The organism is Deltaproteobacteria bacterium, from assembly GCA_020845895.1.
GTDB lineage: Bacteria > Lernaellota > Lernaellaia > JACKCT01 > JACKCT01 > JADLEX01.
The window spans coordinates 1-25,733 of sequence record JADLEX010000090.1 but is presented as its reverse complement, the minus strand read 5'-3'; the positions used below and the strand labels follow the sequence as shown (position 1 = coordinate 25,733).

21 protein-coding genes are annotated in these 25,733 nt (G+C 63.7%); 13 read left to right on the top strand and 8 right to left on the bottom strand.

The genetic code is table 11. The features are described 5' to 3' along the window. Nucleotides 1–120: 120 nt before the first annotated feature. Nucleotides 121–705 carry a hypothetical protein gene (locus IT350_11880; GenBank protein MCC6158742.1) on the bottom strand — a complete coding sequence of 195 codons (585 nt, stop codon included), beginning with the start codon at nt 703–705 and terminating at the stop codon, nt 121–123. Nucleotides 706–914: 209 nt separating this feature from the next. Between IT350_11880 and IT350_11875 the strand changes: the two genes are divergently transcribed. After that, nucleotides 915–1,589, top strand: a complete 675-nt coding sequence (locus IT350_11875) for a DedA family protein (GenBank protein ID MCC6158741.1) — start codon at nt 915–917, stop codon at nt 1,587–1,589. 7 nt (nt 1,590–1,596) lie between these two features. On the opposite strand, the gene IT350_11870 is transcribed toward IT350_11875, so the two are convergent. Both IT350_11870 and IT350_11865 read right to left on the bottom strand, forming a co-directional pair. Next, complete coding sequence (locus IT350_11870) at nt 1,597–4,545, bottom strand: hypothetical protein (protein ID MCC6158740.1); 2,949 nt, start codon at nt 4,543–4,545, stop codon at nt 1,597–1,599. Continuing rightward, complete coding sequence (locus tag IT350_11865) at nt 4,545–5,639, bottom strand: hypothetical protein (GenBank protein ID MCC6158739.1); 1,095 nt, start codon at nt 5,637–5,639, stop codon at nt 4,545–4,547. Before IT350_11865 ends, IT350_11870 begins: the two co-directional genes overlap by 1 nt. A gap of 165 nt (nt 5,640–5,804) precedes the next feature. On the opposite strand from IT350_11865, the gene pseC reads away from it, so the two are divergent. The 4 genes from pseC (at nt 5,805) to IT350_11845 (ending at nt 10,616) form a co-directional block, all read left to right on the top strand. Beyond that, nucleotides 5,805–7,007 (top strand): UDP-4-amino-4,6-dideoxy-N-acetyl-beta-L-altrosamine transaminase, encoded by a 1,203-nt coding sequence (gene pseC, locus IT350_11860; GenBank protein ID MCC6158738.1) that lies wholly within the window; start codon nt 5,805–5,807, stop codon nt 7,005–7,007. Nucleotides 7,008–7,017: 10 nt separating this feature from the next. Then, the gene (locus IT350_11855; protein MCC6158737.1) at nt 7,018–7,956 is read left to right on the top strand and encodes a glycosyltransferase family 2 protein; all 939 of its coding nucleotides are present in this window, start codon (nt 7,018–7,020) and stop codon (nt 7,954–7,956) included. A gap of 72 nt (nt 7,957–8,028) precedes the next feature. Continuing rightward, a complete protein-coding gene (locus tag IT350_11850; GenBank protein MCC6158736.1) occupies nt 8,029–9,546 on the top strand; it encodes a B12-binding domain-containing radical SAM protein in 1,518 nt (505 codons plus the stop codon). Nucleotides 9,547–9,566: 20 nt separating this feature from the next. Further along, nucleotides 9,567–10,616 carry an SPASM domain-containing protein gene (locus IT350_11845; protein ID MCC6158735.1) on the top strand — a complete coding sequence of 350 codons (1,050 nt, stop codon included), beginning with the start codon at nt 9,567–9,569 and terminating at the stop codon, nt 10,614–10,616. Here IT350_11845 and IT350_11840 read toward each other — a convergent pair. From IT350_11840 to IT350_11820, 5 genes are all read right to left on the bottom strand, one after another. After that, complete coding sequence (locus tag IT350_11840) at nt 10,601–11,320, bottom strand: pentapeptide repeat-containing protein (GenBank protein ID MCC6158734.1); 720 nt, start codon at nt 11,318–11,320, stop codon at nt 10,601–10,603. The two genes, IT350_11845 and IT350_11840, sit on opposite strands and share 16 nt — an antisense overlap. Then, nucleotides 11,317–12,828: a DUF342 domain-containing protein gene (locus tag IT350_11835; GenBank protein MCC6158733.1), complete on the bottom strand. Its 1,512-nt coding sequence runs from the start codon at nt 12,826–12,828 to the stop codon at nt 11,317–11,319. The genes IT350_11840 and IT350_11835 overlap by 4 nt, the downstream gene beginning before the upstream one ends. Before the next feature lie 131 nt (nt 12,829–12,959). Further along, nucleotides 12,960–13,943 (bottom strand): SDR family NAD(P)-dependent oxidoreductase, encoded by a 984-nt coding sequence (locus IT350_11830; GenBank protein MCC6158732.1) that lies wholly within the window; start codon nt 13,941–13,943, stop codon nt 12,960–12,962. 34 nt (nt 13,944–13,977) lie between these two features. Continuing rightward, nucleotides 13,978–14,961: a GDP-mannose 4,6-dehydratase gene (gmd, locus tag IT350_11825; GenBank protein MCC6158731.1), complete on the bottom strand. Its 984-nt coding sequence runs from the start codon at nt 14,959–14,961 to the stop codon at nt 13,978–13,980. An 82-nt stretch (nt 14,962–15,043) separates the two neighbouring features. Next, nucleotides 15,044–15,433, bottom strand: a complete 390-nt coding sequence (locus IT350_11820; protein ID MCC6158730.1) for a response regulator — start codon at nt 15,431–15,433, stop codon at nt 15,044–15,046. Nucleotides 15,434–15,803: 370 nt separating this feature from the next. Between IT350_11820 and IT350_11815 the strand changes: the two genes are divergently transcribed. The 8 genes from IT350_11815 to IT350_11780 form a co-directional block, all read left to right on the top strand. Continuing rightward, nucleotides 15,804–16,892 (top strand): SDR family oxidoreductase, encoded by a 1,089-nt coding sequence (locus tag IT350_11815; protein ID MCC6158729.1) that lies wholly within the window; start codon nt 15,804–15,806, stop codon nt 16,890–16,892. Between the two features lie 59 nt (nt 16,893–16,951). Next, nucleotides 16,952–17,215 (top strand): SEC-C domain-containing protein, encoded by a 264-nt coding sequence (locus IT350_11810; GenBank protein ID MCC6158728.1) that lies wholly within the window; start codon nt 16,952–16,954, stop codon nt 17,213–17,215. 10 nt (nt 17,216–17,225) lie between these two features. Next, nucleotides 17,226–17,909: a hypothetical protein gene (locus tag IT350_11805; protein ID MCC6158727.1), complete on the top strand. Its 684-nt coding sequence runs from the start codon at nt 17,226–17,228 to the stop codon at nt 17,907–17,909. Between the two features lie 11 nt (nt 17,910–17,920). Continuing rightward, nucleotides 17,921–19,615 (top strand): hypothetical protein, encoded by a 1,695-nt coding sequence (locus tag IT350_11800; protein ID MCC6158726.1) that lies wholly within the window; start codon nt 17,921–17,923, stop codon nt 19,613–19,615. Beyond that, nucleotides 19,612–20,406 (top strand): hypothetical protein, encoded by a 795-nt coding sequence (locus IT350_11795; GenBank protein MCC6158725.1) that lies wholly within the window; start codon nt 19,612–19,614, stop codon nt 20,404–20,406. Before IT350_11800 ends, IT350_11795 begins: the two co-directional genes overlap by 4 nt. A 166-nt stretch (nt 20,407–20,572) precedes the next feature. Next, nucleotides 20,573–22,438: an acyl-CoA dehydrogenase gene (locus tag IT350_11790; protein MCC6158724.1), complete on the top strand. Its 1,866-nt coding sequence runs from the start codon at nt 20,573–20,575 to the stop codon at nt 22,436–22,438. A gap of 152 nt (nt 22,439–22,590) precedes the next feature. After that, on the top strand, nt 22,591–24,714 hold the full coding sequence (gene glgX, locus IT350_11785) for a glycogen debranching protein GlgX (protein MCC6158723.1): 2,124 nt from the start codon (nt 22,591–22,593) through the stop codon (nt 24,712–24,714). After that, on the top strand, nt 24,711–25,733 hold a 1,023-nt coding region (locus tag IT350_11780; GenBank protein ID MCC6158722.1), incomplete at its 3' end, for a DUF2088 domain-containing protein. The genes glgX and IT350_11780, both read left to right, overlap by 4 nt.

The window sequence follows — 25,733 nt, the reverse complement described above, 5'->3', positions numbered from 1 at the left end:
TGTCCGTAGCGTTAGTAGAAGTCCTGTTCATAAGCGTTCGTAGATGTCCGGTGTGTTGACGACCGGCGAAGCCGGTCGTTTGGGAAACCGGAGGTATCCCTTGGGGTTGTTTCCGACGCCTCAAGGGCGTCCGAATCCTTCTCCATCGCGATCGAAGCGCGCGACCAGGCGTCGCCGGCAGCTGACCGCCAAACGGCGGTCGACCATTTCATGGACGATCACGGGGCAGCGGGCGAAGTGCGTGCGCCGCGGCGACGACGGCAGTTGCTGCGTCCGGTTCTCGAAGAGCACGGTGTTGTCCGCGCGGACCTTTCGCTCGTGCCGGACGGACAGCAGCAGGCTCAGATCCAGCCCGGCCATTCGGACAAACGCGCTTTCGGGTTGCGCCGGTTCCACCGTGAAGCGACGGTTGAAATCCGGAACGAAACGGCGTTCCAGGTACTCGTTCGCCGCCACGTAATCCCGAATCCCCGCCGGCCGAAGCTCCTGCGGAAGCCGTCCCTTGCGGCGGTATTGGCCCCGGCGCGGAGCCTTCTGGGCCGAGCCGTGTTGTTGAAGCACGATCAGCGTCCATGTGCAGCCCAACTTCAGACCGTGCTCCCGAACCGCGAACTCGTGAAAATGGCGAACCGGAAAATCCGGATACACCTCCCGCTTCAGACGGCAAACCTCCATCGCCGTCTGAATGACCTCGCGCCTCGTCATCGCTTGGGCCTCCCGGGCCAGGGTGCTGTGGTGTTGCATCCCACACCTCTAAACCACCCCGCCGGAAAACCGGACATCTACTCCCGCTGATGCCCCGGACATCTTCCCCGCTTCGTCCAAGATTCCTCGCGGAACTTGACAGTCCGTGCCTTGATCGGGAAACTCCCCGGCTTGACCGCCGGGCTTCAGGTGACGGCGCGGGAGGTTTCGTGGAACTCATTCGTCAGGCGCTCGATCTTTTCTTCCACCTTGACACGCACCTCGACGCGTGGATGAATCTCTACGGCCTGTGGATCTACGCGATCCTCTTCACGATCGTCTTTTGCGAAACGGGGCTCGTCGTCACGCCGTTCCTGCCGGGCGATTCGCTGCTTTTCACGGCGGGCGCGCTCGCCGCGCGGCCCACGTCGCCGCTCGAACTGCACTGGCTCATTCTCCTTCTTTGTGTCGCCGCCATCGTCGGCGATGCGGTCAACTTCGCGGCGGGTTACCGGATCGGCCCAAAGGTGTTTCATCGGGACGATTCGATTTTTCTGAACAAGAAGCACCTGTGGCGAGCGCAGCGTTTCTACGAGCACCACGGCGGAAAGACGATCGTGCTCGCGCGTTTCATCCCGATCATTCGCACCTTCGCGCCATTCGTCGCGGGCATCGGCAAGATGACCTATCCGCGGTTCGCGATGTTCAACTTCGGTGGTGGGATCGCGTGGGTCGTGTCATTCACGGCGGCCGGATACTTCTTCGGCAACATGCCTTACATCAAGCGCAACTTCCACTACGTCATCGTCGCGATCATCGTGATCTCGGTGATTCCGGCCGTCGTCGAATACTTCCGGCACCGCAATTCGCCGGAGTTCGAACCGCCGAAGGAGCCGGCCGCGTAACTCGCGATCAGGTCGCGGCGTTCCCCAGGGTGGAATCCACCACGGCGAGGACAGCCCGGCGAGTGTCTTCGTAAGCGGTCGCGAGATCCTGGGCGGTCTTCATCCCCATCATGCGCGCCAGCACCCGCAACTCCGCGGGCTTTTCCGGCCACTCGCTCACAGGGCGGGGGAAGATGATGCGCAGGTGGCTGGAGAGGCGCTTGTACCACCGCAGCGCTTCGCCGAGCGCTCTGTAATCGTCCGACGAAATCGCTCCGGCGTCGTGCAGCGCGGCGAGGGCGGCGCGCGTGTTGACGATTCGCACGCGCTCGTCGCCGCCGCGCCGAAGTTGCTCGCGCGCGACGAAAAACTCGATGTCGGAAAGCGTTCCCGGCTCGTTCTTCACGTCACGTCGGCCGGACGGAACCTGCGCATGAATCCGCGCGCGGACGCCGGCGAGTTCCGCCTGATCCTCCGTCGTCCACCCGCGTTCGTAGACGGTCTCAGCCCACGCATTCATGAACGTGGTCGCGGGCGTACCGCACACGGCGCGCAGTCGTAGCAGCGCGAAGCGCGTGGTGACGGGCGCCGCATCGCAATAGAACTTGCGCGCGGCAACGACGGAACTGACAAGCACGCCCTGCGTGCCGAAGGGTCGAAGACGCAGATCCGTGCGGAACAGGAATCCCTGGGGCGACTTCACGTCGAGTTCCTTGAGGACACGCTGGGCCAGGCGCGTCGCGGGGGACGCCCGCTCCATGTCGTCATGCACGAAGACAAGATCCAGATCGGAATTCATGACCGGTTCGCCGTTGCCCACGCTGCCGAGCATCAGGATCCCCAGATCGTCGGCTTCGATCCCCATCGCCCGCGCGCAGATCGAGGCCACCGCCTTGAGGGCGCCGGTCGCGAGTCCCCGCCCCAGCGCCCACGCCCCTTCGGGCTCCTGTGGGCGATAGAGTTCCTCGAGCGCGATCTGAAGTTCGAGCGTCGTCTTGGTGCGGCGAAGCTCCGCGAGGGCTTCACGGGGGTCGTCGCGCTCGGAAGCTTCGATCAGCGCGCGTTCGACCTGCTCGGGGCCGCCCGAAACGTCCTGCGCGACGAACATCGGAACGAAACCTTCCGGGTGGTCGATCAGCAGATCGGCCAGATACGATCCTCGTCCCAGGAGGCCGAGCAGCACGCGGGCCATCTGTTCATCGTCGGCCAGCATCGAAAGCTGCGTGGCCATCGCGTTTTGTTGATTCAGCCAGCGTTCGAGCCGCTCCAGTGCCCCCGTCGGATCGGGCATTTCGGCGGCGATGCGACACAGACCGTAAGCCATTCGCTCGACGACGAGCGATGCGTTTTTGGACGAGCGCACGAGCGGGAGCGCGCCGATCCGCCGGAAGATGTCGAACGCGGCGTTCGGGTCCTCGATGCCGGTCGCGGCGAGCTGCGCGACCGAGGCGTGGCGCACCGTCGCGACGAGCAGCGTCCCATCTTCCGTGTCGGGCTTTTCGGGTGTTCCGCCCTCATCCGTCACGGCGAACAGGTCCTCGAAGATCCCGAGAACGCGCCGGCGATGGCCCTCATAAAGCAGCATCATCTCGGCGACGGTGGCGCAACCCATCGAACGCGCGAGGCCCTCGCGCACGGGACCGTCGGGCGGCAATCGGTGATTCTGACGACCGTCGTACATCTGGATGCGGTTTTCGAGGCGACGAAGAAAGATGTACGCGACGCGGAGCGCCCCGACGTCCGGCGACGGGAGCAGATCGAGCTGCTCGATCACGTCGAGCGCCGATCGAAGCGACGGAGTCTGCAGAGCGATCTCGCGCCCACCGTACAGAAGCTGATAGGTCTGCACGACGTATTCGAGTTCCCGGATGCCGCCTCGAGCCAGCTTGACGTTGTCGTCGCCGCCCGCGGCCACGGCGACCTCGGCGTCGAGTCGGCGTTTGACGCGCCGAATCTCCGCCAGCGCGCGGGGGTCCATCCGGCGGCGATAGACGAAGGGCCGGACGGTTTCGACGAATCGCCGTCCAAGCCGGGCGCTTCCCGCCACGGCGCGCGCGCGGATCAGCATCTGCCGTTCCCACGCCTGGCCGAACGACTCGTAGTGCGACTCCGCCGCCGCGAGCGAACACGCGAGAGCGCCCGCGCTCTGGCCGGGTCGAAGCCGCATGTCCACACGCAACCCCGCGCCGCCGCCGCCGAGCAGATCGGTGAGCCTGCGCGCGAGCTCGACGTACCACTCGGCGACCGACCGTCCATCCTCCGCGACGGCGTCATCCGACTCGTACAGATAGATGAGATCAATATCCGATGACGCGTTGAGTTCGCGCCCCCCGAGCTTGCCCATGCCGAGCACGGCGAACGCGCACGGTATTCCGTCACCGGTCGCGGCGATGCCGTGCGCCGCCCGAGTTTCGCGCCACGCCTGAGCCAGCGCCAGCACGCAGGCGGCGTCGGCCGGCGCGGAATGCGCGTCGAGCGCCGCCCACGCGTCGCCCTCGTCGCGCAGATCGTACAGCGCCGCGCGAGCCTGAATCAGCGCGCGCCATTCGCCGATCGTCCGCGCGCCGACATTCGCCGTTTCGCCGGCGCGAACGGGATCGGAGAAACGCATCGCGAGTCGGGCCAGCGCGCGTGGCTCATCCGTCGTGAAAACATCGGCGAGATGGGCTTCGGCAAGTTCCACGGCCCAGGGGCTCGAACCCGCGAGCAATGCGAGGTCGTCGACTTGTGCGTCGAAAATGGCTTTCAAATCCGTGCGATGCGCGAGCCCGGCGAGCGAATGCAGCGACGCGGCGGGAAAGTGCGTGCGAAGGACCGCGCCGAGAATGCGCGCCGCATCGTGCCCGGCGCGTTCGATCGCAGTGAGGTCCACCCGCGCTCGCGCGTCGAGGTGCGTGTGCTCGGGGGCGGGTGCGCCGTTCAGCAGCGCATGCGCAAGCTCCCGGACCTCGTGGGGGGCATGGGACAAATCCGGCACTAGAAGTCGTTATAGAGGCTCGGCTCGCCGAGGCCGAAAAATACGTGTTCGGCGGAGGCTTCGAACTCGGTCGTCCAGCCGGGACCTTCCATGAATCGAAGCACGTCCAGGTCGAGCCGTGCATTGTGCCAGGTCCAACCGCCGAATCCGACGCCGCCGGAATCGAATGCGAGACCGGGCGCGGGGTCCTCGATGAGGTTGATGATGCGAATCTCGATCCGCAGATCTCCCTTCGTCGCCTGGATCATGTAATGGCCGCTGTCGTCCGACTCGATCTGGCCGAGCACGTCGAGGTCCTGCGAGCGAAGTTCGTACACCGTCTCCCCGTGACGCACGGCGAGCAGGATGATCGGCAGGTTGAGCGGGCCGAGGGCGAGTTCTCCCCCGAAAAACACGACGGAAGTCTCCGGCTCATCGAAGGCGCTCGCCATCACGCGATAGCTAAGACCGGGAAAGGTCGTCCCCCAGAAGTGGTCCTCGATCATCGGTGCGTCGTCGAGATCGAATTCGCGGTCGCCGATTCGAACCGTTCCCGATGCCCGCGCGGCCAGCGCATTCACGTGCCAGTTCGTCGGCAATCCGGGGATGTTGGTCAGCAGGCCGAACGTTTCGTCCCACGACGTGTCCACGGTCATCGTCAGATCGTACTCCACGGGTTCGTCGCCGCCGATCGAGCCGCGCAGCGCGCTTTGTGTTCCGCGCGCATCGCCGACGGTCACGTCGCCGATCTGACGGCTCGCGTGGAAATCGCGCAACGAATACAGATCGATTACCGGCTGCGCGAGACCGCCGCCGGACGCGTGCGTGAACGCGCCGCGGGCGTCGGGATCGTCAGACCCGGGATTCGCCACCCCCATCGCGAGCGTGAAGGCTTCATCGATCGCCGGATCATAAATGTGCCAGTTCCAGACCTCGAAAAACGGGTCGGTGAGCCCGTCCCAGTGATAGCGATCGGGATTCGACGACGGCCAGTCGAGTTCGAGATCCTCGTCATCGAAAGGGTCGTCGGTGTCGTCCTCGCAAGCGCCGAACGCGCCGACCAGGAGGCACACGGCAAACAGGTGCGGCGCCCATGTCCGAACCACGAGAAGCATCATCGGCCCCGGAAGGAAGTTGCTCCTAAAAGCGTAAACACCGGCCGCGCGGCTGTCAAAGACGCGTCGAAGTGCACCGGGGGCGGAATTTCCGAACCGACGTGCGTCTTGACCTTCGACGCGAAGGCCGTGATTCTAAACATTCGTTTCCAAACGGAGATCAACATGGGCCGAGGAAGACTCGCGATCGACGGCGGGCGGCCGATTCGGCGAGAACCCATCTCATATGGACGTCAGTCGATCGACGCGACGGATGAGAAGGCGGTGATCGCCGCGCTGCATTCGGACTGGCTCACGCAGGGCCCGCTGGTCGAGCGCTTCGAGTCGGAGTTCGCCGCGTTCGTGGGTCGCAAACACGCGGTGGCGTTTTGCAACGCGACGGCGGCGTTGCACGGTGCATACGAGGCGCTCGGCGTGGGACCGGGGCGCTCGCTCCTGACCTCTCCGATGACATTCGCGGCCACGGCAAACGCCGCGCTGTTTCTCGGCGCGGACGTGCACTTTGCCGACGTGAAGCACGACAGCGGACTCGTGGATCCGAAGTCGCTCGAATTGTTGCTCGACGACGGGATCGAGGATTTGGCCGTGCTTTCGGTCGTTCACTACGCGGGTGCGCTCGCGGACATGAATCGCATTCCGCGAATCGCGCGGCGCCACGGGCTCCGACTCGTCGAGGACGCGTGCCACGCGCTGGGCGCGACGGGGTACGATTCCCAAGCGGGCAAATTCGGCGATATCGCGGTCTTCTCGTTTCATCCGGTCAAACCGATCACAACGGCCGAGGGCGGCATGGCGGTGACGGACAGCCGCGCGTTCGCCGAGCGGATGCGGACCTTTCGCACGCACGGCATCAGCAAGACGCCGGAGATGGCGCGGCGGTTCGGTCCTTGGCACAACGAAATGCGGTTTCTCGGATACAACTATCGCCTGAGCGAACTCCACAGTGCGCTGGGCCTCTCGCAGCTCCGGAAATTCTCCGCGTTCCTGCGCCGCCGGCAGGTCATCGCCGCTTCGTATGACGAGTTTTTCGCCGACATGGAATCCGTACGTCCGCTCACGGTTCCCGTGGGTACGCGGTCCGCCTATCACCTCTACCCGATCCTGATTGACGAGCGACGTTTTCGGGGCGGTCGCCGGGCGGTGGTCGAGGCTCTGGTCGCGGAGGGGATCGTTCCACAGGTCCACTACGTGCCGGTCAATTCGCATCCGTATTACCGTCAGCTCGGGCATCGCCCCGCGCAAACTCCTCGCGCGCTGGCGTTCTCCCGTTCGGTATTTTCCCTGCCGATCTTTCCGGCCATGAGCGACGCGGATGTCAGCGACGTGTGCAATGCCGTGGAAAAGGTCGTCACCGCACTCCGGCGCTGAGCGCAACCCCGTGTCCTCGGAGTCGCCCAACCGCGTGACGGCGTGCGTCGTCACGTTCAACAATGAACGCACGATCTCGCAGTGCCTGCTGTCCGCACTCGAACAATCGAGGATCGATCTCGATATCATCGTCGTCGACAACGCCTCGTCGGATTCGACCCGCGACATCGTCCGAGGCGTTGGCACAGATCGGGTCTCCCTCGTGGAACAATCCTCGAATCTTGGATTCGCCGCCGCGATGAATCTCGCGATCGAGCGCGCGCGAGCACCTTTCGTCCTTTTGCTCAATCCCGACGTTTTTCTTGAGCCAATGTGCGTCGCGACACTCACCGCTCACCTCGCGGACCGGGATATTGCCGCCGTGCAACCCAAGCTCCTCCTCGATCGCGATGAACGAAAGGGCATCGCGACCATCGATTCGGTTGGTGTGCGTGTCGATTTCGCCCGCATCGACGCTCGCGACATCGGCCATGGACTGGCCGATCGCGGCCAATGGAACGCCGTGCGCGGGATATTCGGTCCCACGGGCGCATGCGCCCTGTGGCGGCGGGATGCGCTGCTCGAATTGAAGGAACGAACGGGCATCTTCGACGAACGGTTCTTCGCGTATTACGAAGATGTGGATCTGGCGTGGAGGGCGACGAGGCACGGGTATCGGTTCTCGTGCGTCCCGGAGGCCGTTGCGATCCACGCCAGAAAGAACCCGCCGCATCACGGCGTCGCGGTCGACGCGAGGGCGTTCGCGAATCGCTGGCTCCTGTTCGCGAAGAATGCGTCGGGCGCCCGGCTCATTCGCCTGCTTCCCCGGTTTGCGTTGTTCGACCTTCCCCGTCTCGTCGCGCGCACGATCCGGCGCGGAGGTCACGGCGTCGCGTGGCGGCGCCTGTTTCTCGACATTCCGCGCGCGCTCTTGTCGCGTCGGGCGCCAAACGTGTGCAAGGGCTCATAAAATCTCGCCTTTTCCTTGACGGCGATGCGACAGGGCCGCTAAATCGTGGGTCACAACGACGCCGGAGGCTCCGTGGCGCGCAAATCGCCCAAATTCGCCCTCATCACACCGTACGGCACCGAGAACAACGGCCTGCGCATGCTGTCGGCCGTGATTGCGCGCGAAGGATTCGATGCGCACACGATCTTTTTCAAGATCTGGCGCAACAACGACGTCGTCGCGCCGACGCGGGTCGAGCGTGAACTCCTCTACGCTCACCTCGAACGCATTCGACCGGATGTCGTCGGCATCGGTTTCGGCTCGCCCTATCTTCGGCTCGTCGCCCAAATGAGCCGCGAGATCAAGGCGCGCCTCGGTGTTCCGATCGTCGTCGGCGGTATCCACCCGACCTTCGCGCAGGAAGACTGCGTGGATTTCGCGGACGGCGTGGCGGTGGGCGAGGGTGAGCAGATCATGGCCCAGCTGGCCCGGCGCACCGCGGATGGCGACGACTGGCGCGGCATCGCGGGCCTTCGACTGCCGGGAGATCCCGAGACGCGTCCGGCGCCCCTGATCCGCGATCTCGATTCGCTGCCGTTTCTCGACTACGCGTCGGAAAACAAGGTGACGATCGATGGCCGCGACGTGATTCCCGGCGAGCCTTACGCGAAACTGGGAATCGTGCGGCTGCACGCCAGCCGAGGATGCCCCTACGTGTGCTCGTATTGTTACAACGCGAGTCTGGCCGACGTGTACGGCAAGCGCGTGCCGTTTCGCCGACGTTCGGTCGATTCGGTGCTCGCGGAAATCCGACACGCGAAGACGCATCTTCGCGCGATGCGCCGCATCAAGTTCGACGACGACACGTTCATCTTTCCCCGCTCGTGGATCGAGGAATTTTGCGACAAGTATCCGCGAGAGGTCGGCCTGCCGTTCGACGTCATGTTGAACCCGGAATCGATCCGGGCCGCCGACGTCGAGGATCTGGCGCGCGCGGGTCTCAAGGGCATTCAGATCGGCGTCGAGGCCGCGAGCGAGGAAGAGGCGGCGATGTACGAGCGCAAGGACAGCCGTCGCACGGTCCTGGAGTTCGCGGAGCAGTCGCGTCGGCTCGGTCTTCAGGTCAACTACGACATCATTCTCGACAACCCCATGGCGACGGGCCAAGACCGCCGCGCGATGATCGATCTGCTGACGGCGATGCCGAAACCCATCCGCGTGTACCTCTACTCGCTCAATGCGTTCCCCAAGTCCGGTGTCCACGAAACGCTGATCGACGCGGGCGCCATGAGTGACGCGGAGATCGAGAGCCGCTCGCAAAAAACGTTTCGGCAGTTTCGCGCGACCTTCGATTGGCCGCGCAGTCGCGACGACCGCGCCCATATGGCGCTCGCGGCGCTCGCGGCCAAGCCCTTCGTCCCGTCGTCGTGGGTCCGAAGAGCGGCACGCAGCCGATTTCTCACCCGTCGACCCGGCCTGCTGGTGGCCGCGGCCCGCGCGACGGACCTGATCCGGTTGTATGGGATCGGGTTTGAACGGTTGTTGCACGGCGAGGTGACGTGGGCCAAGGTACGCGAATACGGCTCCTTCCGCAGGTTGCTGACGCAGTGACGACATCTCACGCCCCCCGGATGACTCCCACCGCGCGGGCTTACGCGCACGTGGCGCGGGCGATCGTGAAGAACATCCACGACCGCCCCGGACTGCCGCGCTCGGCGCACCTGATTCCCACGTGGCGCTGCGACCTGAAATGCGCGACGTGCAAGGTTTGGCGCAAGACGTCGTTCGACGATGAACTCGACACCGAGACGTGGCGCGGCGTGATTCGCAAACTGCGTTGCCTCGATATTGTGAAGATCATCGGCGGAGAGCCGTTTGCCCGGCCCGACCTCGCCGAAATCTGCGAAACCGTGTTCGACGAGATCGACCCGTGGCTCGTGCAGATCACGTCGGCCGGCACGCGGACCGACGAAATCCTGGGCTTTCTGGACCGCGTGGGCCGTCCCGGCTTGCAACTGCGCATCAGTCTCGACGGATTCGAGGACTCGTATCGCAAATTGCGCGGCGCGCCCGAGGCGTTTCGCGCCGTGAATCGCACGCTGCAGGAAGCGGCGGCGCTATCCGAAAAACGCGGTTTCACCCTCGGCGTGAATTTCTGCGTGACCGACGAATCCGTCGACGATCTGCCGGACATGATCGCGTATTGCCGCGACCTCGGGGTGGACTGCGTGCCGGGGATCGCGGTGAAACCGTTTCTCGAACACGTCGAAGACTGGTCCACTGTCGAACACAAAGTGCTCATGGCGACGAATGTCGAAAAGATATCCGCGGCGCTCGCCGACGCGCGCATCGGCGCGAAAGAAGGGATGGGGTGGCTCGTGCGCAAGTACCTGCGCGGGGCAAACGAGCGCGTCTATCGCGACCGACTCCAGGACGGTTCGGGGCGTCGGTTTCGCTGCCGGGAGGTGCGGGACCTCGCGTACATCCTGCCGAACGCCGACGTCGTCATCTGCGGACTGCGTTACGATCCCGTGGGGAGTCTGCGGACGCGGTCGATCGAGGAGATCTGGAATTCACCCGAGGCCATGAGCGCGCGCGGCGTGGTCGATGCCTGCCCGGGGTGCAATCAGGCTTCGACCGAAATCCTCTCACGTCTTTACACGGGTTACTGGTCCGGCTGAACCGGTTCGGCGGGTTCGCCCACGATGTTGTCCCACGTGACGTCCTTCAAATCGACATTCTGAAGCGAACACCGCCAAACGGTCGCACCGAGTGCGTTGGCGAGGGATATCTGCGCTCCATCGAGCTTCGCGTCGGAGAGGTCGGCGCACATCAGGTTGGCGCGGCGCAGATCGGCCGACGTCAAATCGCTTCCCGAAAAGACGCACGCCATCAGATTCGCGCCGAGAAAATTCGCCTTGGGCATCACGCAGTGATCGAAGATGGTCATGGCGAGACCGACACCCGTCGCGCACACCTCTTCGAGTTCGCAGTCGCGCCAGACGTTCGTCACGAGTTCCACGCGTTCGAACATGATCCGGGGAGCGCGGCAGCGGTCGAACAGACATGTCTCAATATGACCCGCCGCGACCATGGCCTCGTCCATCCGGCACGCCGAGAAGCGCGACGACGTGCACTGCCACGAGCGCAGCGTCGATCCCACGAAGGAGCAATTTTCGAAGTGACAGAACTGAAAATGGAGTTCGCCGAGGTTTGCGCCGTCGAACCGGCAATTGAGAAAATGGACGTGGTCGAACACGGCGCCCTGCAGTGCGTCGCCGGCGATCTCGAGATCCTCAAGTGTCACGCTGGCGAGATGGTCGCCGGTCAGCGCAGTCGATTTCGCCACACGGTCGAGGAATTCGGCTTTGGAAATCCGATTCATCCGCCGCCTTCCGAGCGCGCGAGGAGTTTCGACACGCCGTCCTTGCCGGTCACGAAGCTGACCGCGCTCTCCATGCGCTGAATATCGAAGGTCTCGCCGCCGATCCGAAGGGTTACACCGGGATAGAGGCGATGGTGAATCGTGATGCGACCTCGGGCTTCGCCGATGGTTTTCACGAGAACCGAATGGAAGTTCTCCTGAACATCGTTCATGTGGTCGCGGGACTGCGCGAGCCCGTCGAGCAGTTTCTCGAACAGCTCCCGTTTCTGCTCGGTGAACTCCGGTCCCTGCTTCTTCTGCTTGTGCAGGTAGTTTAGCGCGTTCGCCACGGCGTCGAGTTTTTTGTACGACTCCCGAAGCCAGACGCGGCTCTCGTCGATCACCCGCATGGTCTCCGAGTCGATCCCGACCTCGATGTGTGTGCGCAGTTCGAGATGCGATCCCGCGTTGTTGGCCGTGATTTCCTGAACGGCCTGCGCGCGACCACCGACGATGAATCCGTGCTCGCCCTTCTCACTGATGATGCGGATCGCGCCTCCCGCGGTGAGCCGACATTCCTTCGCGTAGTCCTCGATCCCGATCTCCTGCGCGGCCGTGATGGTGGCGTTTTGCGCGAACTTCGCGTGGACGTTCCCCGTTTTCGATTCGATGCGGCAATCGGCCGAACCGAAAATTCCGCCGGCGACGAACACGTCGCCCTCGGCAATGATCGTCGCCGCGCCGACGCTGCCGTCCACGCGCACCATCCCGCGGGCCTCGACGGTGTACCCGTCGTTCACGAGACCGGCGACATAGATGTTTCCGTTGAACCGGACATTGCCGGTCGATGCGTCCACGTCCTGTACGGCGTGAACGTCGTTGACCGTGATCTGATTGTTGCGAAACTGAACCTCGCCGCCGCGCTCCGCGTAATACCGCAGCCCGTCGGGATCGACTTTGACGCCTTTGCCGGCGCGCAGGCGGATATCCTGGCCGCGTTTCTGAAGGATTGCTCGACCGGTCACCGTCTTCCCGGCGACTCCGCCGACCGGCGGAATTTTCTCGATCAACAACGTCTCGGCCTCGACGTTGACGATGTTGTCGAGTTCTTTCATGTCGATCGCCTGCAGGTTCTCGATCGAGCGGTCCTGCACATGACGGTTCTTGCTGTAGTGAAAGATCAGGGACGCATCGACGCCGTTGACCGGGGGGACGCCCTCGGCGATCTGAATCGTTTTCATGTACTCGCGGTTCTCGGCGACGCGGCGGATCGTTTCTTCGTCAACCCCGATGGAAACCTTTCGCTTTCCGAGCGCTTCCCGGATCATCTCGACCGTCACGTGAGGCATGTCGCCGACCGGCGGAAATGCCTGGATATTCGCGTGAAGCTCGTCGGTCGTCAGAAAAACCTGAACCTCCGCGGGCTTGGCGCCCGTGGACGTCAGGAGATCGTCCAGGGTACTCCCCGGTGCGCTCGACGCGGCGATGGGCGGAGTGACGATCTCTTTCCCGGGCGATTCATCCGACAAAGTCCGCTCCATCCATGAGCCCGATCGGGCAGGCGACCGACGGCGGTGACCGATACGTCGCCTGAACTGGGTATCGGGCGACGAGGACCGCACCTTGAAACTGAGCGGCAAACTTGTGGAATGATAACGCCTTATGGCGATTTAGTCGAATTCCCGGACGGGGGCTTTTCGACCGTGTTTTCCGGGTTTAGAAGGTCCCGAAGGGTCTCGTCCAGGCCAAAGTCCGGGCTCCAACCCAGGTGCTGTCGTGCGAGTTCGGCCGATCCGACAAGACGGGAGACGTCGGACGGGCGTAGCCGTTCCGGATCGACCTCGACTCGAACGGGCAGACCGGAGAGTTCGATCAGACGCCGCAGGACCTCGCCGAGGCTGAGATCCCAACCGGATGCGATGTTGAGAATAGACGGGGGATCTGAAGCGGTCGCCGCCTGGCGATACGCGCGCAGCACATCGCGGACGTCGGTGAAATCGCGCCGTGCCTCCAGATTGCCGACCCGGATGACGGGCTCGAGCACGTCATCCCGAATCCGACGCAATTGATCCGCGAAGGACGCGACGGAAAAGCGCGGGCTCTGACCCGGGCCGATATGGTTGAACAGGCGCAGCGTCACGACGTTCAGCCCGCGGCGAAGCCGGAGATGCTCCAGCATCCGCTCCGCGAACCACTTGGAGTGCGCGTAAAGCGTGACGGGAGCGGGCGCGCGATCCTCGCTCGCCGGAGGGTCGTCCGCGGACATCGGGCCGTAAACCTCGCCGGAACCGGCGAACACGAGCCGGGCACGAGCCGCGCGGCGCAACACGGACTCGGCGACGTGAATCGTGCCGGTCAGATTCGTGGAGAGCAGGAGATCGGGCGAACGTTCGCCGTCGGGAACGAACGACATGCCCGCGAGGTGAAAAACGACGTCGGGCTGAAACGAAGCAATTGCGTCGTCGACCGACGACGCCGAGCGAATATCGCCCAGAAAGGTCGTGAGCCGCTGGCCCAGCGGCCGAATGGCCGCGTCGTCGTCCGAAGGTTGGATGAATACGGCGACTGCGTCGCCGCTTTCCACGAGATAACGGCAGAGCTGCGCGCCGACGAACCCCGCGCCGCCGGTGACCAGAGCCCGCATCAGCGTTTCGCGGTCATCGGTTGCCCCTCGAACATCAGTCGCCCCGCGCGAGGCGCTTTTTTTCGGCGGCGAGATCGGAGTCGACCATCATCTCGACGAGTTCGCGAAAACTGACGAGCGGTTCCCATCCGAGTTTTTCGCGAGCCTTCGACGGATCGCCGATCAGATAGTCCACCTCCGCGGGCCGGTAGAGATCCTGATCGACCACGACATGTTTTTCCCAGTCGAGTCCGACCCGCTCGAAGGCGATCTGCGCGAGTTCGCGCACCGAATGCGCCGTGCCGGTGGCGATCACATAGTCTTCCGCCGAATCCGCCTGAAGCATCAGCCACATGGCCCGCACGTAGTCGCCGGCAAAACCCCAGTCCCGCTTCGCGTCGAGGTTCCCCAAGCGAAGCTCCTGTTGGAGACCGAGCTTGATGCGCGCGACGCTCCAGGTCACCTTGCGCGTCACGAATTCGAGGCCCCGGCGCGGGGACTCGTGGTTGAACAGGATCCCGCCGCACGCGAACAGATCGTAGGACTCGCGGTAATTGACCGTGATGAAGTGCCCGTAGCACTTCGCGACGCCGTAGGGGGAGCGTGGATAGAACGGCGTGGTCTCGCGCTGCGGGATTTCGCGCACTTTGCCGAACATTTCGGAACTCGACGCCTGATAGAATCGGATTTTCGGGTCGACCAGCCGGATCGCCTCCAGCATGCGCGTGACGCCGACGCCGGTGAATTCCGCGGTCAGGACCGGCTGCGTCCAACTGGTGGGCACGAAGCTCATGGCCGCGAGATTGTAGATTTCGTTCGGCGCCGAGACCTCGATGGCCTTGACGAGGGAGTGCTGATCGAGCAAGTCGCCCTGGATCACAGTGATCCGGTCCCGGATATGGTCGATGCGCTCGAATTTCTCGGTGCTCGACCGACGCGCCATTCCAAAAACGGAATAGCCCTTCTCGAGCAGGAAGTCCGCGAGATAGGAGCCGTCCTGGCCCGTGATGCCGGTAATCAGTGCGCGTTTCATGTGAATCGTTCCGTTCGGCTCTGGTGTTCGCGGGTCTTGCGTTCTCGGCCCTTGCGTTCGTTTCCGTGCCGTTGCGTCGGCGTCGCGCTCATGCGGTCGTGGCGGCACGTCGACCGACCAACCGCGAGATCCCGTCGAGAAGGTCGCGGATGTCGATGGGTTTGTAATAGCACCCCTGCGCGTTCAGGTTCGCGATTTGCGGTTCCACCTGCTCCTCGGACAGTCCCGTGATGAACACGACCGCGATGTCCCTCCATTCCGGATGGTTCTTCAGCATCCGGCACAGCTCGAACCCGTCGATCCAGTTCATGACGACGTCGAGCAGGATCAGGTCGGGCCGATAGACCTTGAGCACGCGCACGAGTTGCAGGCCATTGGCGGCGGTCATGACCTCGTAACCGTTTCGAGTCAAAACGGTTTCGAGGAGCCGCCGGGTTTCGCGGTCGTCGTCCACGACCATGATGCGCGCGGGACTCATGGTTTTTCCGGTTTCCGCCCACATGAAAGCGTCCCCGGTTATAGACGAACCCCCCCTTCGTTTCAAGGTAAACTTCGCCGGATTTGCGTTCGTTCGGCGATCTGCCGATGCGGGGCATTGAAAGCGCAATTCGGTTTGACAGGGAGCTGGCGTTGACGTAAAGCGAGGCCGAATCGACGGCGGAGATAATGGGGATCCGGTCCTCCGTCGTTGGGGGATGGTCATGAGCGCAAAGGAAAACACGAAATCGACCGTTCGAAGTGTGAAGGCGAAAAGTGCTCAAAAGCAGTCCGTTGATCGTGGAGGCAAGGGGAAGAGTTCGGATCGTGGGACGTCGCAACGAGACGTGAATGCGCCGCGGACCGTTTTGTTGACGGGTTTTCCCGGGTTCATCGGACGGCGAATCGTCGCGAGGCTTTTCGAACTCGATCCCGCCCTTCGGGTCATCGCGCTGGTGCAACCCAAGTTCGTCGCCGCCGCCCAGGATGCGGCCACGAAAGTCGCCGCGCAAACCTCCGTGGCCGAGCGCCAATTGACGGTCGCGGCCGGAGACATCACGCAGCCGGGCCTCGGAATGGACGGCGACGTGCTCGAACGCGTCCGGGGCGAGGTCACGCAGGTCTGGCATCTGGCGGCGATTTACGACCTGACGATCAGCGAAGCGGCCGCGTATCGCGTCAATGTCGAGGGCACGCGCAACGTCCTGGATCTGTGCGCACAGCTTCGCCGCCTCGATCGGCTCGTCTACTTCTCGACGTGCTACGTGTCGGGCAAGCGCTCCGGACGCATTCTCGAGACCGAACTGGAGTTGGGGCAGGCGTTCAAGAACCATTATGAATCGACGAAGTTCAAGGCCGAGGTGCTCGTTCATCAACGCATGAACGTCATCCCCACGGTCATCATCCGGCCGGCCATCGTGATCGGCGATTCGCGGACGGGCGAGACGGACAAGTACGACGGGCCGTATCCCGTATTTCGCCTCCTCGCATTGCTGGAAGCGAGGGGCCTCCTGAAAAAAGGGCTGCGCCTGCCGATGCTGGGCACCGGAGACTCCCTCATCAACCTCGTGCCGATCGATTACGTGGTCGAGGCGTCGTGCCGGATCGGTCTGGCGAAGGACACGCCGGGGCAGGTCTATCAGTTGTGCGATCCGAACCCCTTACGCGCGAGGGATCTCTATCAGCGCGCATACTCGGCATTCGGCTTGGGTGAGGCTTTCGGCGCGGTTCCCAGCCCTGTCCTTCGGGCGGCGGCCAAGATTCCCGTTGTCGCCGATTTGCTAAAAATTCCCGGGCAGGCACTCGACTACCTCGATCACTTCGTCGAGTATGACGGCACGAACACGCAAGCCGCTCTTCGGCCGACGGGCGTTCGCTGCCCGGATCTTCGCGACTACCTGCCCGTCATTCTCGAATACGTCCGAAAACACGCCCGGTTCGAGGGACGCGCGAAGTATTGAGCCCTCGATCGCGAATCCCTTAACAGGCGTGCGGTTTTCGCTAATATGCCGCATCCGGCATGAGATCCGGGAACAGGAGTCAACCGATGGGTGGGAAGCGAACGATGACCGTTGCGCCGCGCATGTCGCTGCGCAAGAGCGTCATCACGGGACCGCGACAGGTCTTGCAGGTCGGGCGAAACGACGCGTGCCCCTGCGGAAGCGGAAAGAAGTACAAGGACTGCCATGTGACCGACGGCGATCACTGGCTGCGCAAGATGGCGGAAAAATTGGCCAAGGAAGAAGCGAAGCGAATGAAGGCCGAGGCGAAAGCCGCCAAATGACGCTGACGCGATGAGCGGCCTGCTTCGCATGATCGCGTTTCTTCTCGCGCTCGTCGCGTTCGTCGCGTGGTGGCTATTCGTCGCGATCACGACCGATTTCAACGAACCGGGCTTGCTGGCGATCGGCACGCTCGGTTTCGTGTTCCTGGCGATTCTCGCGGGGAATCGGCGCGCCTCGATCAAGGCTGCCACCTTTGTGATTGCCGTGCCGCTCTTGGTTGTTCTCGGGGTCGGCGTTCGCGGCGTGGCCCGCGCGGAGAACGCATTCCACGATTCCGTCACGCGGCAAACGCTCGATCAGGTCGCGCGCGCGCTCGATGCCTTCGTCGCAAAGACGGGCTCGACCCCCGATTGCCTTTTCCCCTGCATGGTGGATCGGCTCCGTGAAGCGGGAATCGACACGCATTTCGCGCTGCGCCTGGTCGATGGGTGCGCGCGGGAATTCGAGTCGATTCCCATGAAGGACGGATGGCGATGCCGCTACGAGTACCGAAAGACGTCGGCGACAGGATACGAGCTACGCTCGTCGGGCGGCGACCGTCGCTTCGAAACGGATGACGACATCGCGGTCGTTTCGGCCTCGGGCTCCACGTTCTCACCGGTGATTCCCGATCCAACCGGGCCGTTCGCCGCTCCGGGCCTGTCGGCCCTGAATCCCGTCTTCATCAAACTGTTCTTCCGACCCGATCTTTAGCCGGTGCGGCGATGAACACGCAGCGATCCGCCGATGTCACGAACCGACAATGGCGGAACGCGACCGCGGTGCCGCTGATCGCCGCCGCGGGGCTCGCGGTCGTTCCGCTTCTGTTTCGACTCGCCGCCCGGAATGACTTCGGCGAGCTCGTCGCACGGGAAATCCTGAACGCCTGGCCGTACTTGCCGCTCCTCGCATCGTGCGTTCTCTGGCTGGCGTTTCGAGTCGTCGTGCTGCGTTTCGCCGGGCGATTCCGGTTCGACTCCCGACTGGCGTTCGTGCCGCTCGGGTTGGCGGCTCTGGGAATCGAAACGTTGGCATGGATCGGCGTCGCATTCGCGACGGCGGGCGCGTTCGTGGTCTCGGGACTGTCGGGCATCGCGCGCGAGCGGTCGGCGTCGCGAGCCGTTATCGCGGTGGCCGTTGGCGGCAGCGCACTCGTTTGCGCCGCCATCGGTGTTTTGTCGCACGACGGGGCGGCGAGCCTGGCCTGCGCCGTAATGTTCGCGGCGATCTGGGTTTTGCGACCGGATTTCCGTGACCTGAGCGCGGCGATTCTTGCGACGCTTGCGGTCGCGCTGTTGTCGGCATTGATCCCGTTTCCGGGGCGTGGGTTCGGCGCCGCTCAGAGCGTTTTCGCCGCGGCTTCCGGAACGATGTGTCTGATGGTCGTCGCAATGCGTTCGGGACGTTCCGGCGCGCGATATCAAGTCGCCATGCTGTTGATCGCAATTTCGGGTGCCGTCGCGATCGATCGGACGATGGCCGCGATGGATCGTCCGGACGAATCCGTGGAAAACGCCGCACCGCCTTCGACCAATCGGCAGCACCTCTTCGGACGGGCGCTCGCGCCGGGCGAGTGGAACGACGAGACGTGGGGTTGGTGGATCGAGACGGGGTTCTTTCGGATGGGCGCGCCGACGCCGAAGAAATCCCCCGGCACGACACGCATTCTCGTGCAGGGCGCATCGAGCACGCAGGGCTTCGGCATCGAACGCGATGAAGACGTGTGGACGAGCGTGCTCGAACGCGAGTTGAACGCGCGCGAACCCTCCCGGAAATTCGACGTGGTCAACGCCGGCCTCGCGTCCACGACATCGTTCACGATGCTCGTCAACTATCGCGAAGAACTCCGCAAATACGAACACGACGTATTGCTGCTCTACCTCGGTGACAACGACGCGACCTACTCGCGCGGCCCGCTGACCGAGCGCGAGATGTTTGACCGGATGATGTCGTCGGCGAAACCCGCGACAGGCGGCAACGCGTCGATGCGGCTCTCACGTGCGCTGGGCGATTCGCCGATGTACCGCGCGCTGCGAATCGCCGTGTCGCGCGTTCGCGAAGCGCCCGGCCTGCCAAAGGGCGCGGCGGCCCGGGTTCCGGCGGTACCCCTGGGCGACTTCGCGCGGAATCTGCGGGAATTTCACGAAATTGCCCAAACGCGGGGCGCGCGGCTGGTGCTCGTCGGCGAAGCGTCACGTACCGATTTGCATGCCTATCCGGACCTGATGAGGTCGTTCGCCGATGAGCGCGGGCTTGTTTACGTGAACGCAAACGAAGCCCCGCGCACATGTGGGATCGCGGACGAAGAGTTTTTTCTCGGGCAGGCGCATCTGAGCGTCGCGGCCAATTCCTGCCTCGGTCAATTCCTCGCGGATGCGATACTTCGCAAGAACGCCTTCGCCGAAGAAGGCACGCCATGAGTGCCGCGCGGCGAAAAACGCCAGGGAGCTGGCCGGTCTTCTTCGTGCGCGCCTTCGCGGTCGTGATCGTCGTCGGCGTCGTGTGCGCGTGGCGCGTGCATCCGGCGATGTGGTCGCGCGACGAACTCGTCGCTTGGTGGGAGCGGGAATCGGACGAGCGGGAGGCGGACCTGAAGTTGTCTTTTCTCATCGACGCCCTGGGGAGCAAGGGCGACCGTGACGCGGCGGGCGCGCTGATGGCCCGCGCGATGACCGCGGATGTGCGTTTGGGGGCAGGGGAGAGGTTCGAAAGGCGTCTCGCCGTCCACGGCGAAAGCCTCGCGCAATCGCCGCAGTTCGGCCAGCACCTCCACGCGTGGATCGAAGAGTCGCTGGCGTTGGGTGAAATGGACCGCGCCGAGCGATTGTGGGCGCGCTTCGAGCAACTCGATCCGGGAACGTGGAACGGGACTCGCGCTCAGTCGGCCCGCCAGATCCGTCTGACACGCTTGTTGATCGAAGCTCGGGAGCGCGTCGGCGCGGGGCGGTCGATCGATGGGGCCGATCCCCTCTGGAGTGAACTTTCGCGCTACGTGAGCGACGCCCCGGACTCCACGCCCGACGTGCGTAACGGCTACTTCACGCGGGCGGGACTCGGTCGACGCGCGATGCTGTTCTTCGCCGCGCTGCAAGAGGTCCGGCCCGATCTCGTGGCGCCGTTCGAATCGTTCATTCGAGAATGGATGGGCGTCAATCGCGACGATCCCGTATCCGCAGAGATCCTGGCCGCATGGGCGATCCGATCGCCGTAATCGCGGCCGCGCGGACGAAAAATCGCGCTCATGGGGGTTCGGATTCCTTGACACGTCCGGCGGCGCGTGCCAAGATTCTGAATGAGGGTTCATTCATTGAACCCGTGGTTTCGGGATTTGCCGGGGCGTCTTGGTCCACGCCGGATTTCAGAAGCAGGAGGGTTTTATGACTCATTACATGGTTGACGAACGCGACGTGAATTTCTGCCTCTTCGACTGGCTGGACATCGGCAGGCTGTCCGCGTACCCGAAGTACGCCGAAGTCGGGTACGACGAGGCGATGGCGCGGGAGATGATGCGCAGCGGCCTCAAGGTCGCCCGCGAGGTGCTCGCGCCCATCTGGTCCACGATGGACAGCGAGGGCGTCAAGTTCGAAAACGGCAAGGTCACCGTACCGGAGTGCGTGAAAAAGGCGTACCAGACGTACACCGAGAACGGTTTCCTCGGCCTCTCCGCTCCCCCGGAGTACGGCGGCCTCGGCATGCCGCACATCCTGAACATGGGCGTCATGGAGTTCTTCTGCGGCGCGAACACCGCGTTCTCCATGTACAGCGAGCTGACCTATGGCGCGGCGCACATGTTCCAGAATTTCGCGAACGATGAGCTGCGCGCGAAGTACGTCGAGAAGATGTACACGGGCGAGTGGGGCGGCACGATGTGCCTGACCGAGCCCGGCGCGGGCTCCGACGTCGGCGCGCTCAAGACCAAAGCCATTCGGCGACCCGACGGCTCGTTCTCGATCGTCGGCACAAAGATCTTCATCAGCTCCGGCGACCACGACCTCACCACCAACATCATTCACCCGGTGCTCGCGCGCGTCGAAGGCGCGCCGTACGGCATCCACGGCATTTCGCTGTTTCTCGTGCCCAAGTTCCTGGTGAACGACGACGGCTCGATCGGCGAATTCAACGACGTCGTGACGGGCAACGTCGAGCACAAAATGGGCATCAAGGGCAACGCCACTTGCACGCTGAACTTCGGCGAGAGCGGCAAGTGCCAGGGCTGGCTGATCGGCGAGGAGAACAAGGGCATCGCCTACATGTTCCAGATGATGAACGAGGCGCGGCTCTACGTCGGCATGCAGGGCAACGCACTCGCGGCCGCCGCCTTCCAGTCCTCACTCCAGTATTCCAAGGAGCGCATCCAGTTCCGCCACATCAAGGACATGGCGAACAACGAAGCGCCGCCGGTGGCGATCGTCGAGCATCCCGACATCCGCCGCATGCTGATGCATATGAAGGCGACCACCGAGGGCGTGCGCGCCATGCTCTCGCAGGTCGCGTTCTGGGGTGATCTCGCGCACGTGACCGAGGACCCGGAGGAAAAGCAGCGCTACCAGAACCTCGTCGAGTTCCTCGTCCCGATCTGCAAGGCATACAGCACCGATCAGGGCTTCCGGGTCACGGAGCTGGCGATTCAGACCCTCGGTGGGTACGGCTACATCAAGGAATATCCGATGGAGCAGTACATGCGCGACCAGAAGATCACGTCGCTGTATGAAGGCACCAACGGCATCCAGGCGCTCGACCTCATGGGACGCAAGATGACCATGAAGGGCGGCGCGGTCTTTATGCAGGTCATGCAGGAGATTTCGATCTTCGTCGGCGAGCACAAGGAACACCCGGTGATGGGCGAGGCGTTCGCGAAGCTCGAAAAGGCGCAGATGGAACTCGCCATGGCCGTCATGGGCATCCAGCAGTCGGTGAAGCAGGGCGGGTTCGAGGCGCTGGTGCCGCTGCTGAACGCCTGCAACTTCCTCGAAGCCGCGGGGCATATCGTCGTGTCTTGGATGCTGCTGTCGCAGGCGGTTCTCGCCGCCAATCGTCTCAACGGCATGATCGCCGAAAAGGGCGTGGACGCGGCCGACAAAAAGGCGGTTCGCACCTTCATCGAGGAGAGCGAGGAAACGACCTACTACTACAACAAGACGCAGTCCGCGTTCTGGTTCGTGAACAACCGGCTGCCGATCTCCTCGGCGGTTTTCGAAACGATGAAGAGCAAGGATCTTTCGGCGATGAAGGCGATCCTCTAGGGGACCTCCATCGACTCCGTTAACGCCCCGGGCGATCGATGCCCGGGGCGTTCTTCTGTCCGGGGCGGGCGGAACCGCCACCGCCTTGACGCATCGGGTGTGTTCGCGGCAAATGAGGCTTCTCAATCTCCGTTGAAGGTGGCGGTCGGTCGATGACCTCGTTTCCATTTCCCCAGGGCGCAACCGTCGTGGACGGCGGCGTCAACTTCTCGATCTATTCCCGTCACGCCACCGCCGTCACGCTCTGCCTCTACGATCATCCTCGCGATGCGTTTCCATCCCGCACCATCGAGGTCCGCCGTCGGACCCGCCACGTTTGGCACGTCGTCGTGGACGGCGTCGGCCCCGGCCAGCTTTACGGTTGGCGACTCGACGGGCTCTACGACCCGCGAAAGGGGCTGCGGTTCAATCCCCACAAGCTGCTGGTCGACCCCTATGCCAAGGCGATCACGCACAAACACGCGCGCTTCGACGATCTGCATTTCGCGTTCGTGAGAAAGAGCGGCAACGAGGATCTCGTGTTGGACACGCGGCCGAACGATCACGTTGTCCCCAAGTGCGTGGTGGTGGATGACACATTCGACTGGCAGGGCGTCGCCAAACCGGGAATCCCGCACTCGGAGATGGTGATCTACGAAGCGCACGTCAAAGGATTCACGGCGCATCCGTCCTCGGGCGTTTCGAGGCCCGGCACGTTTCTCGGGTTCATCGAAAAGATTCCTTATCTCAAGGAACTCGGGATCAACGTCCTCGAATTCCTGCCGGTGCACGAGTGTTGCGACGAAGAGCATCTCGTGGAAAAGGGCCTCGGTAACTATTGGGGCTACAACACGCTCGGCTGGTTCGCGCCCGACTCGCGCTTTGCGATCGACACGCGCGGGGGGCAGGTGCGCGAGTTCAAGACCCTCGTGCGCGAGTGTCACCGCGCGGGCATCGAGGTGATCCTCGATGTTGTTTACAACCACAGTTGCGAGGGCAACCACCTCGGGCCGACCTTTTCGCTCAAGGGCATCGACAACACCACCTACTACAAGCTCCACGCCAACAATCCGCGGTTCAACTGGGATGTGACCGGTTGCGGCAACACGCTCAATCTCGGCCAGCCGCAGACGCTGCGGATGGTGATGGATTCGCTTCGGTATTGGGCCGAGGTCTGTCAGGTGGACGGCTTTCGGTTCGATCTCGCCACCGCGCTCGCCCGCCCGCACGAAGCGTTCGACGTCGCCGCGCCGTTCCTGACGGCCGTCGCGCAGGACCCGATTCTCTCGCGAACGAAACTGATCGCGGAACCGTGGGACGTGGGTTACGGCGGCTATCAGCTCGGCGCGTTTCCCATCGAGTTTCTGGAGTGGAACGGGCGATATCGTGACGCCGTCCGTCGCTTCGTCCGCGGCGATGGCGGTCAGCTCTCGATGATGGGCTTCGCACTCACCGGAAGCTCCGACCTGTTCGCGCACAACGGACGCACGCCGACGCACTCCGTGAACTACGTGACCTGCCACGACGGATTCACGCTGCGCGACCTCGTCTCCCACGAAACGAAACACAATGCCGCGAATCGCGAGGACAACCGCGACGGCGCGGAGGAGAACTACTCGCACAACTACGGTGTGGAAGGCGACACGGCGGACCGGACCGTGGGCGCGTGGCGCATGCGCGCGATCCGCAACTTTTTTGCAATTCTCTTTTTGTCGCACGGCGTGCCCATGTTCGTGGCGGGCGACGAGATCGGCCGGACGCAGCGCGGAAACAACAACGCTTACTGTCAGGACAATGATACGTCGTGGGTGAATTTCGCGGGGGTCGAGACGAACGCCGAGATCCTGCGGTGGGTGCGAAAACTCATTCGGCTGCGCCAGAGTCTGCCGTACTACGGTCGCGCGCATAACTTTTTCGGCGCGGACAACGGATTTTCGTCACTGCCCGAGATCCGATGGTTCGGAGCGGATGGCGGCAATCCGGACTGGAATCACCCGGATGGCCGATTCCTGTCGTTCATCGAATCGGGAAGACACGACCGGGATCGAACTCCGACGGACGAGCCGGACGTTTTGGCGATCATGAATATGGACACGAGGCCCGCGGATTACCCGATGCCCGCTCCGTTCAACGGCGACGTGTGGATCAAGGTGATCGATACGTCGATGCCGATCGTCGCGGACCTGCGCGGCGCGGGTGATCCGCTCCCCGTGCTCGTCCGCGAAAAAGTCGTGGTCGTTCCGGCGCGAACGGTAATGGTGATGCTCTCGCAGCATCACCACGGGGATCGCGTGTGAACCGCACAATTCGATACGGGAAGTCGTTTCTCGAGATTCCGCTGCTCGACTCGCCGATCCCGGTCTATTGCGCGAATCATGTGCCGCCCGCGGACGACCCCGACGCGGAACTTGCGCGCGCGCTGCGCGAACCGATCGGCACGGCCGACGCCGGGCGATTCGTTTCGTCGGCGCACCGAGTGGCGATCGTGATCCCCGATCCGACGCGCGGGATGCCGAAGGCCGCGATGCTTCGCGCACTGCGCCGCGCAATCGCGCATGTCCCCGACGAGAATCTGTGCGTGGTCGTCGGATACGGAAAACACGGCGCGATGCCGGACGAGCGCCTGGGTCTGCCGTCGGAATGGAACGGGCGCATTTGCGTCGAACATCATGATGCGAACGATACCGCGCGGCTTCGACGAGTGGGGGCGGGCGAGTTCGGATTCCACGTGAATCGCGAAGTGGCCGAGGCCGACGCCGTGATCGCGCTCGGCGCGGTGCGTCCTCACTATTTCGCGGGATTCACGGGCGGGGCGAAGGCGATTCTTCCCGGCGTAGCCGGCGCGGTGGACATCACGGCGAATCATTCGCTGCGCGACCGGCCCGGCGCGTGGCTCGGCGTGGCCGATCAAAACCCCGCGCGGGACCATCAGGAGGCGCTCGTCCGCCTGCTGAAGAAAGTCGCGATCTTCAACGTCGTCACGAATGCCGACGGCTCGCTCGTGCGCGCGGCCTTCGGCGACGTCGTGGCCGCTCACCGCGCGCTCGTGCCGCTCGCGCGTGCCGTCGGCGAGGTGCCCGTGAAACGCCATGACCTCGTGATCGCGGGCGCGGGGGATCCCACCGCGATCAACATCTACCAGATCACCAAGGCGGTGCCGCCCGCGGCGCTGTGCTTGGCTGAAAACGGCACGCTGATCGTCTGCGGACCGTGCGCCGAGGGCATCGGCGGCGCGCACGCCGTCAACGAGATCATTTACCGCCACACGCTCACGCGGTTTCTGCCGAAGGGCGCGCGGTGCGTGCTCGTCAGCGAT

What these genes read in the sequence shown, in the direction of transcription:
- pseC (MCC6158738.1), top strand. Translation starts at nt 5,805, where the DNA reads ATGGGCCGAGGAAGACTCGCGATCGACGGCGGGCGGCCGATTCGGCGA.
- IT350_11840 (MCC6158734.1), bottom strand. Translation starts at nt 11,320, where the DNA reads ATGAATCGGATTTCCAAAGCCGAATTCCTCGACCGTGTGGCGAAATCG.
- IT350_11800 (MCC6158726.1), top strand. Translation starts at nt 17,921, where the DNA reads ATGAACACGCAGCGATCCGCCGATGTCACGAACCGACAATGGCGGAAC.
- IT350_11865 (MCC6158739.1), bottom strand. Translation starts at nt 5,639, where the DNA reads ATGCTTCTCGTGGTTCGGACATGGGCGCCGCACCTGTTTGCCGTGTGC.
- IT350_11810 (MCC6158728.1), top strand. Translation starts at nt 16,952, where the DNA reads ATGAGATCCGGGAACAGGAGTCAACCGATGGGTGGGAAGCGAACGATG.
- IT350_11805 (MCC6158727.1), top strand. Translation starts at nt 17,226, where the DNA reads ATGAGCGGCCTGCTTCGCATGATCGCGTTTCTTCTCGCGCTCGTCGCG.
- IT350_11795 (MCC6158725.1), top strand. Translation starts at nt 19,612, where the DNA reads ATGAGTGCCGCGCGGCGAAAAACGCCAGGGAGCTGGCCGGTCTTCTTC.
- IT350_11845 (MCC6158735.1), top strand. Translation starts at nt 9,567, where the DNA reads ATGACTCCCACCGCGCGGGCTTACGCGCACGTGGCGCGGGCGATCGTG.
- glgX (MCC6158723.1), top strand. Translation starts at nt 22,591, where the DNA reads ATGACCTCGTTTCCATTTCCCCAGGGCGCAACCGTCGTGGACGGCGGC.
- IT350_11820 (MCC6158730.1), bottom strand. Translation starts at nt 15,433, where the DNA reads ATGAGTCCCGCGCGCATCATGGTCGTGGACGACGACCGCGAAACCCGG.
- IT350_11830 (MCC6158732.1), bottom strand. Translation starts at nt 13,943, where the DNA reads ATGCGGGCTCTGGTCACCGGCGGCGCGGGGTTCGTCGGCGCGCAGCTC.
- IT350_11790 (MCC6158724.1), top strand. Translation starts at nt 20,573, where the DNA reads ATGACTCATTACATGGTTGACGAACGCGACGTGAATTTCTGCCTCTTC.
- IT350_11880 (MCC6158742.1), bottom strand. Translation starts at nt 705, where the DNA reads ATGACGAGGCGCGAGGTCATTCAGACGGCGATGGAGGTTTGCCGTCTG.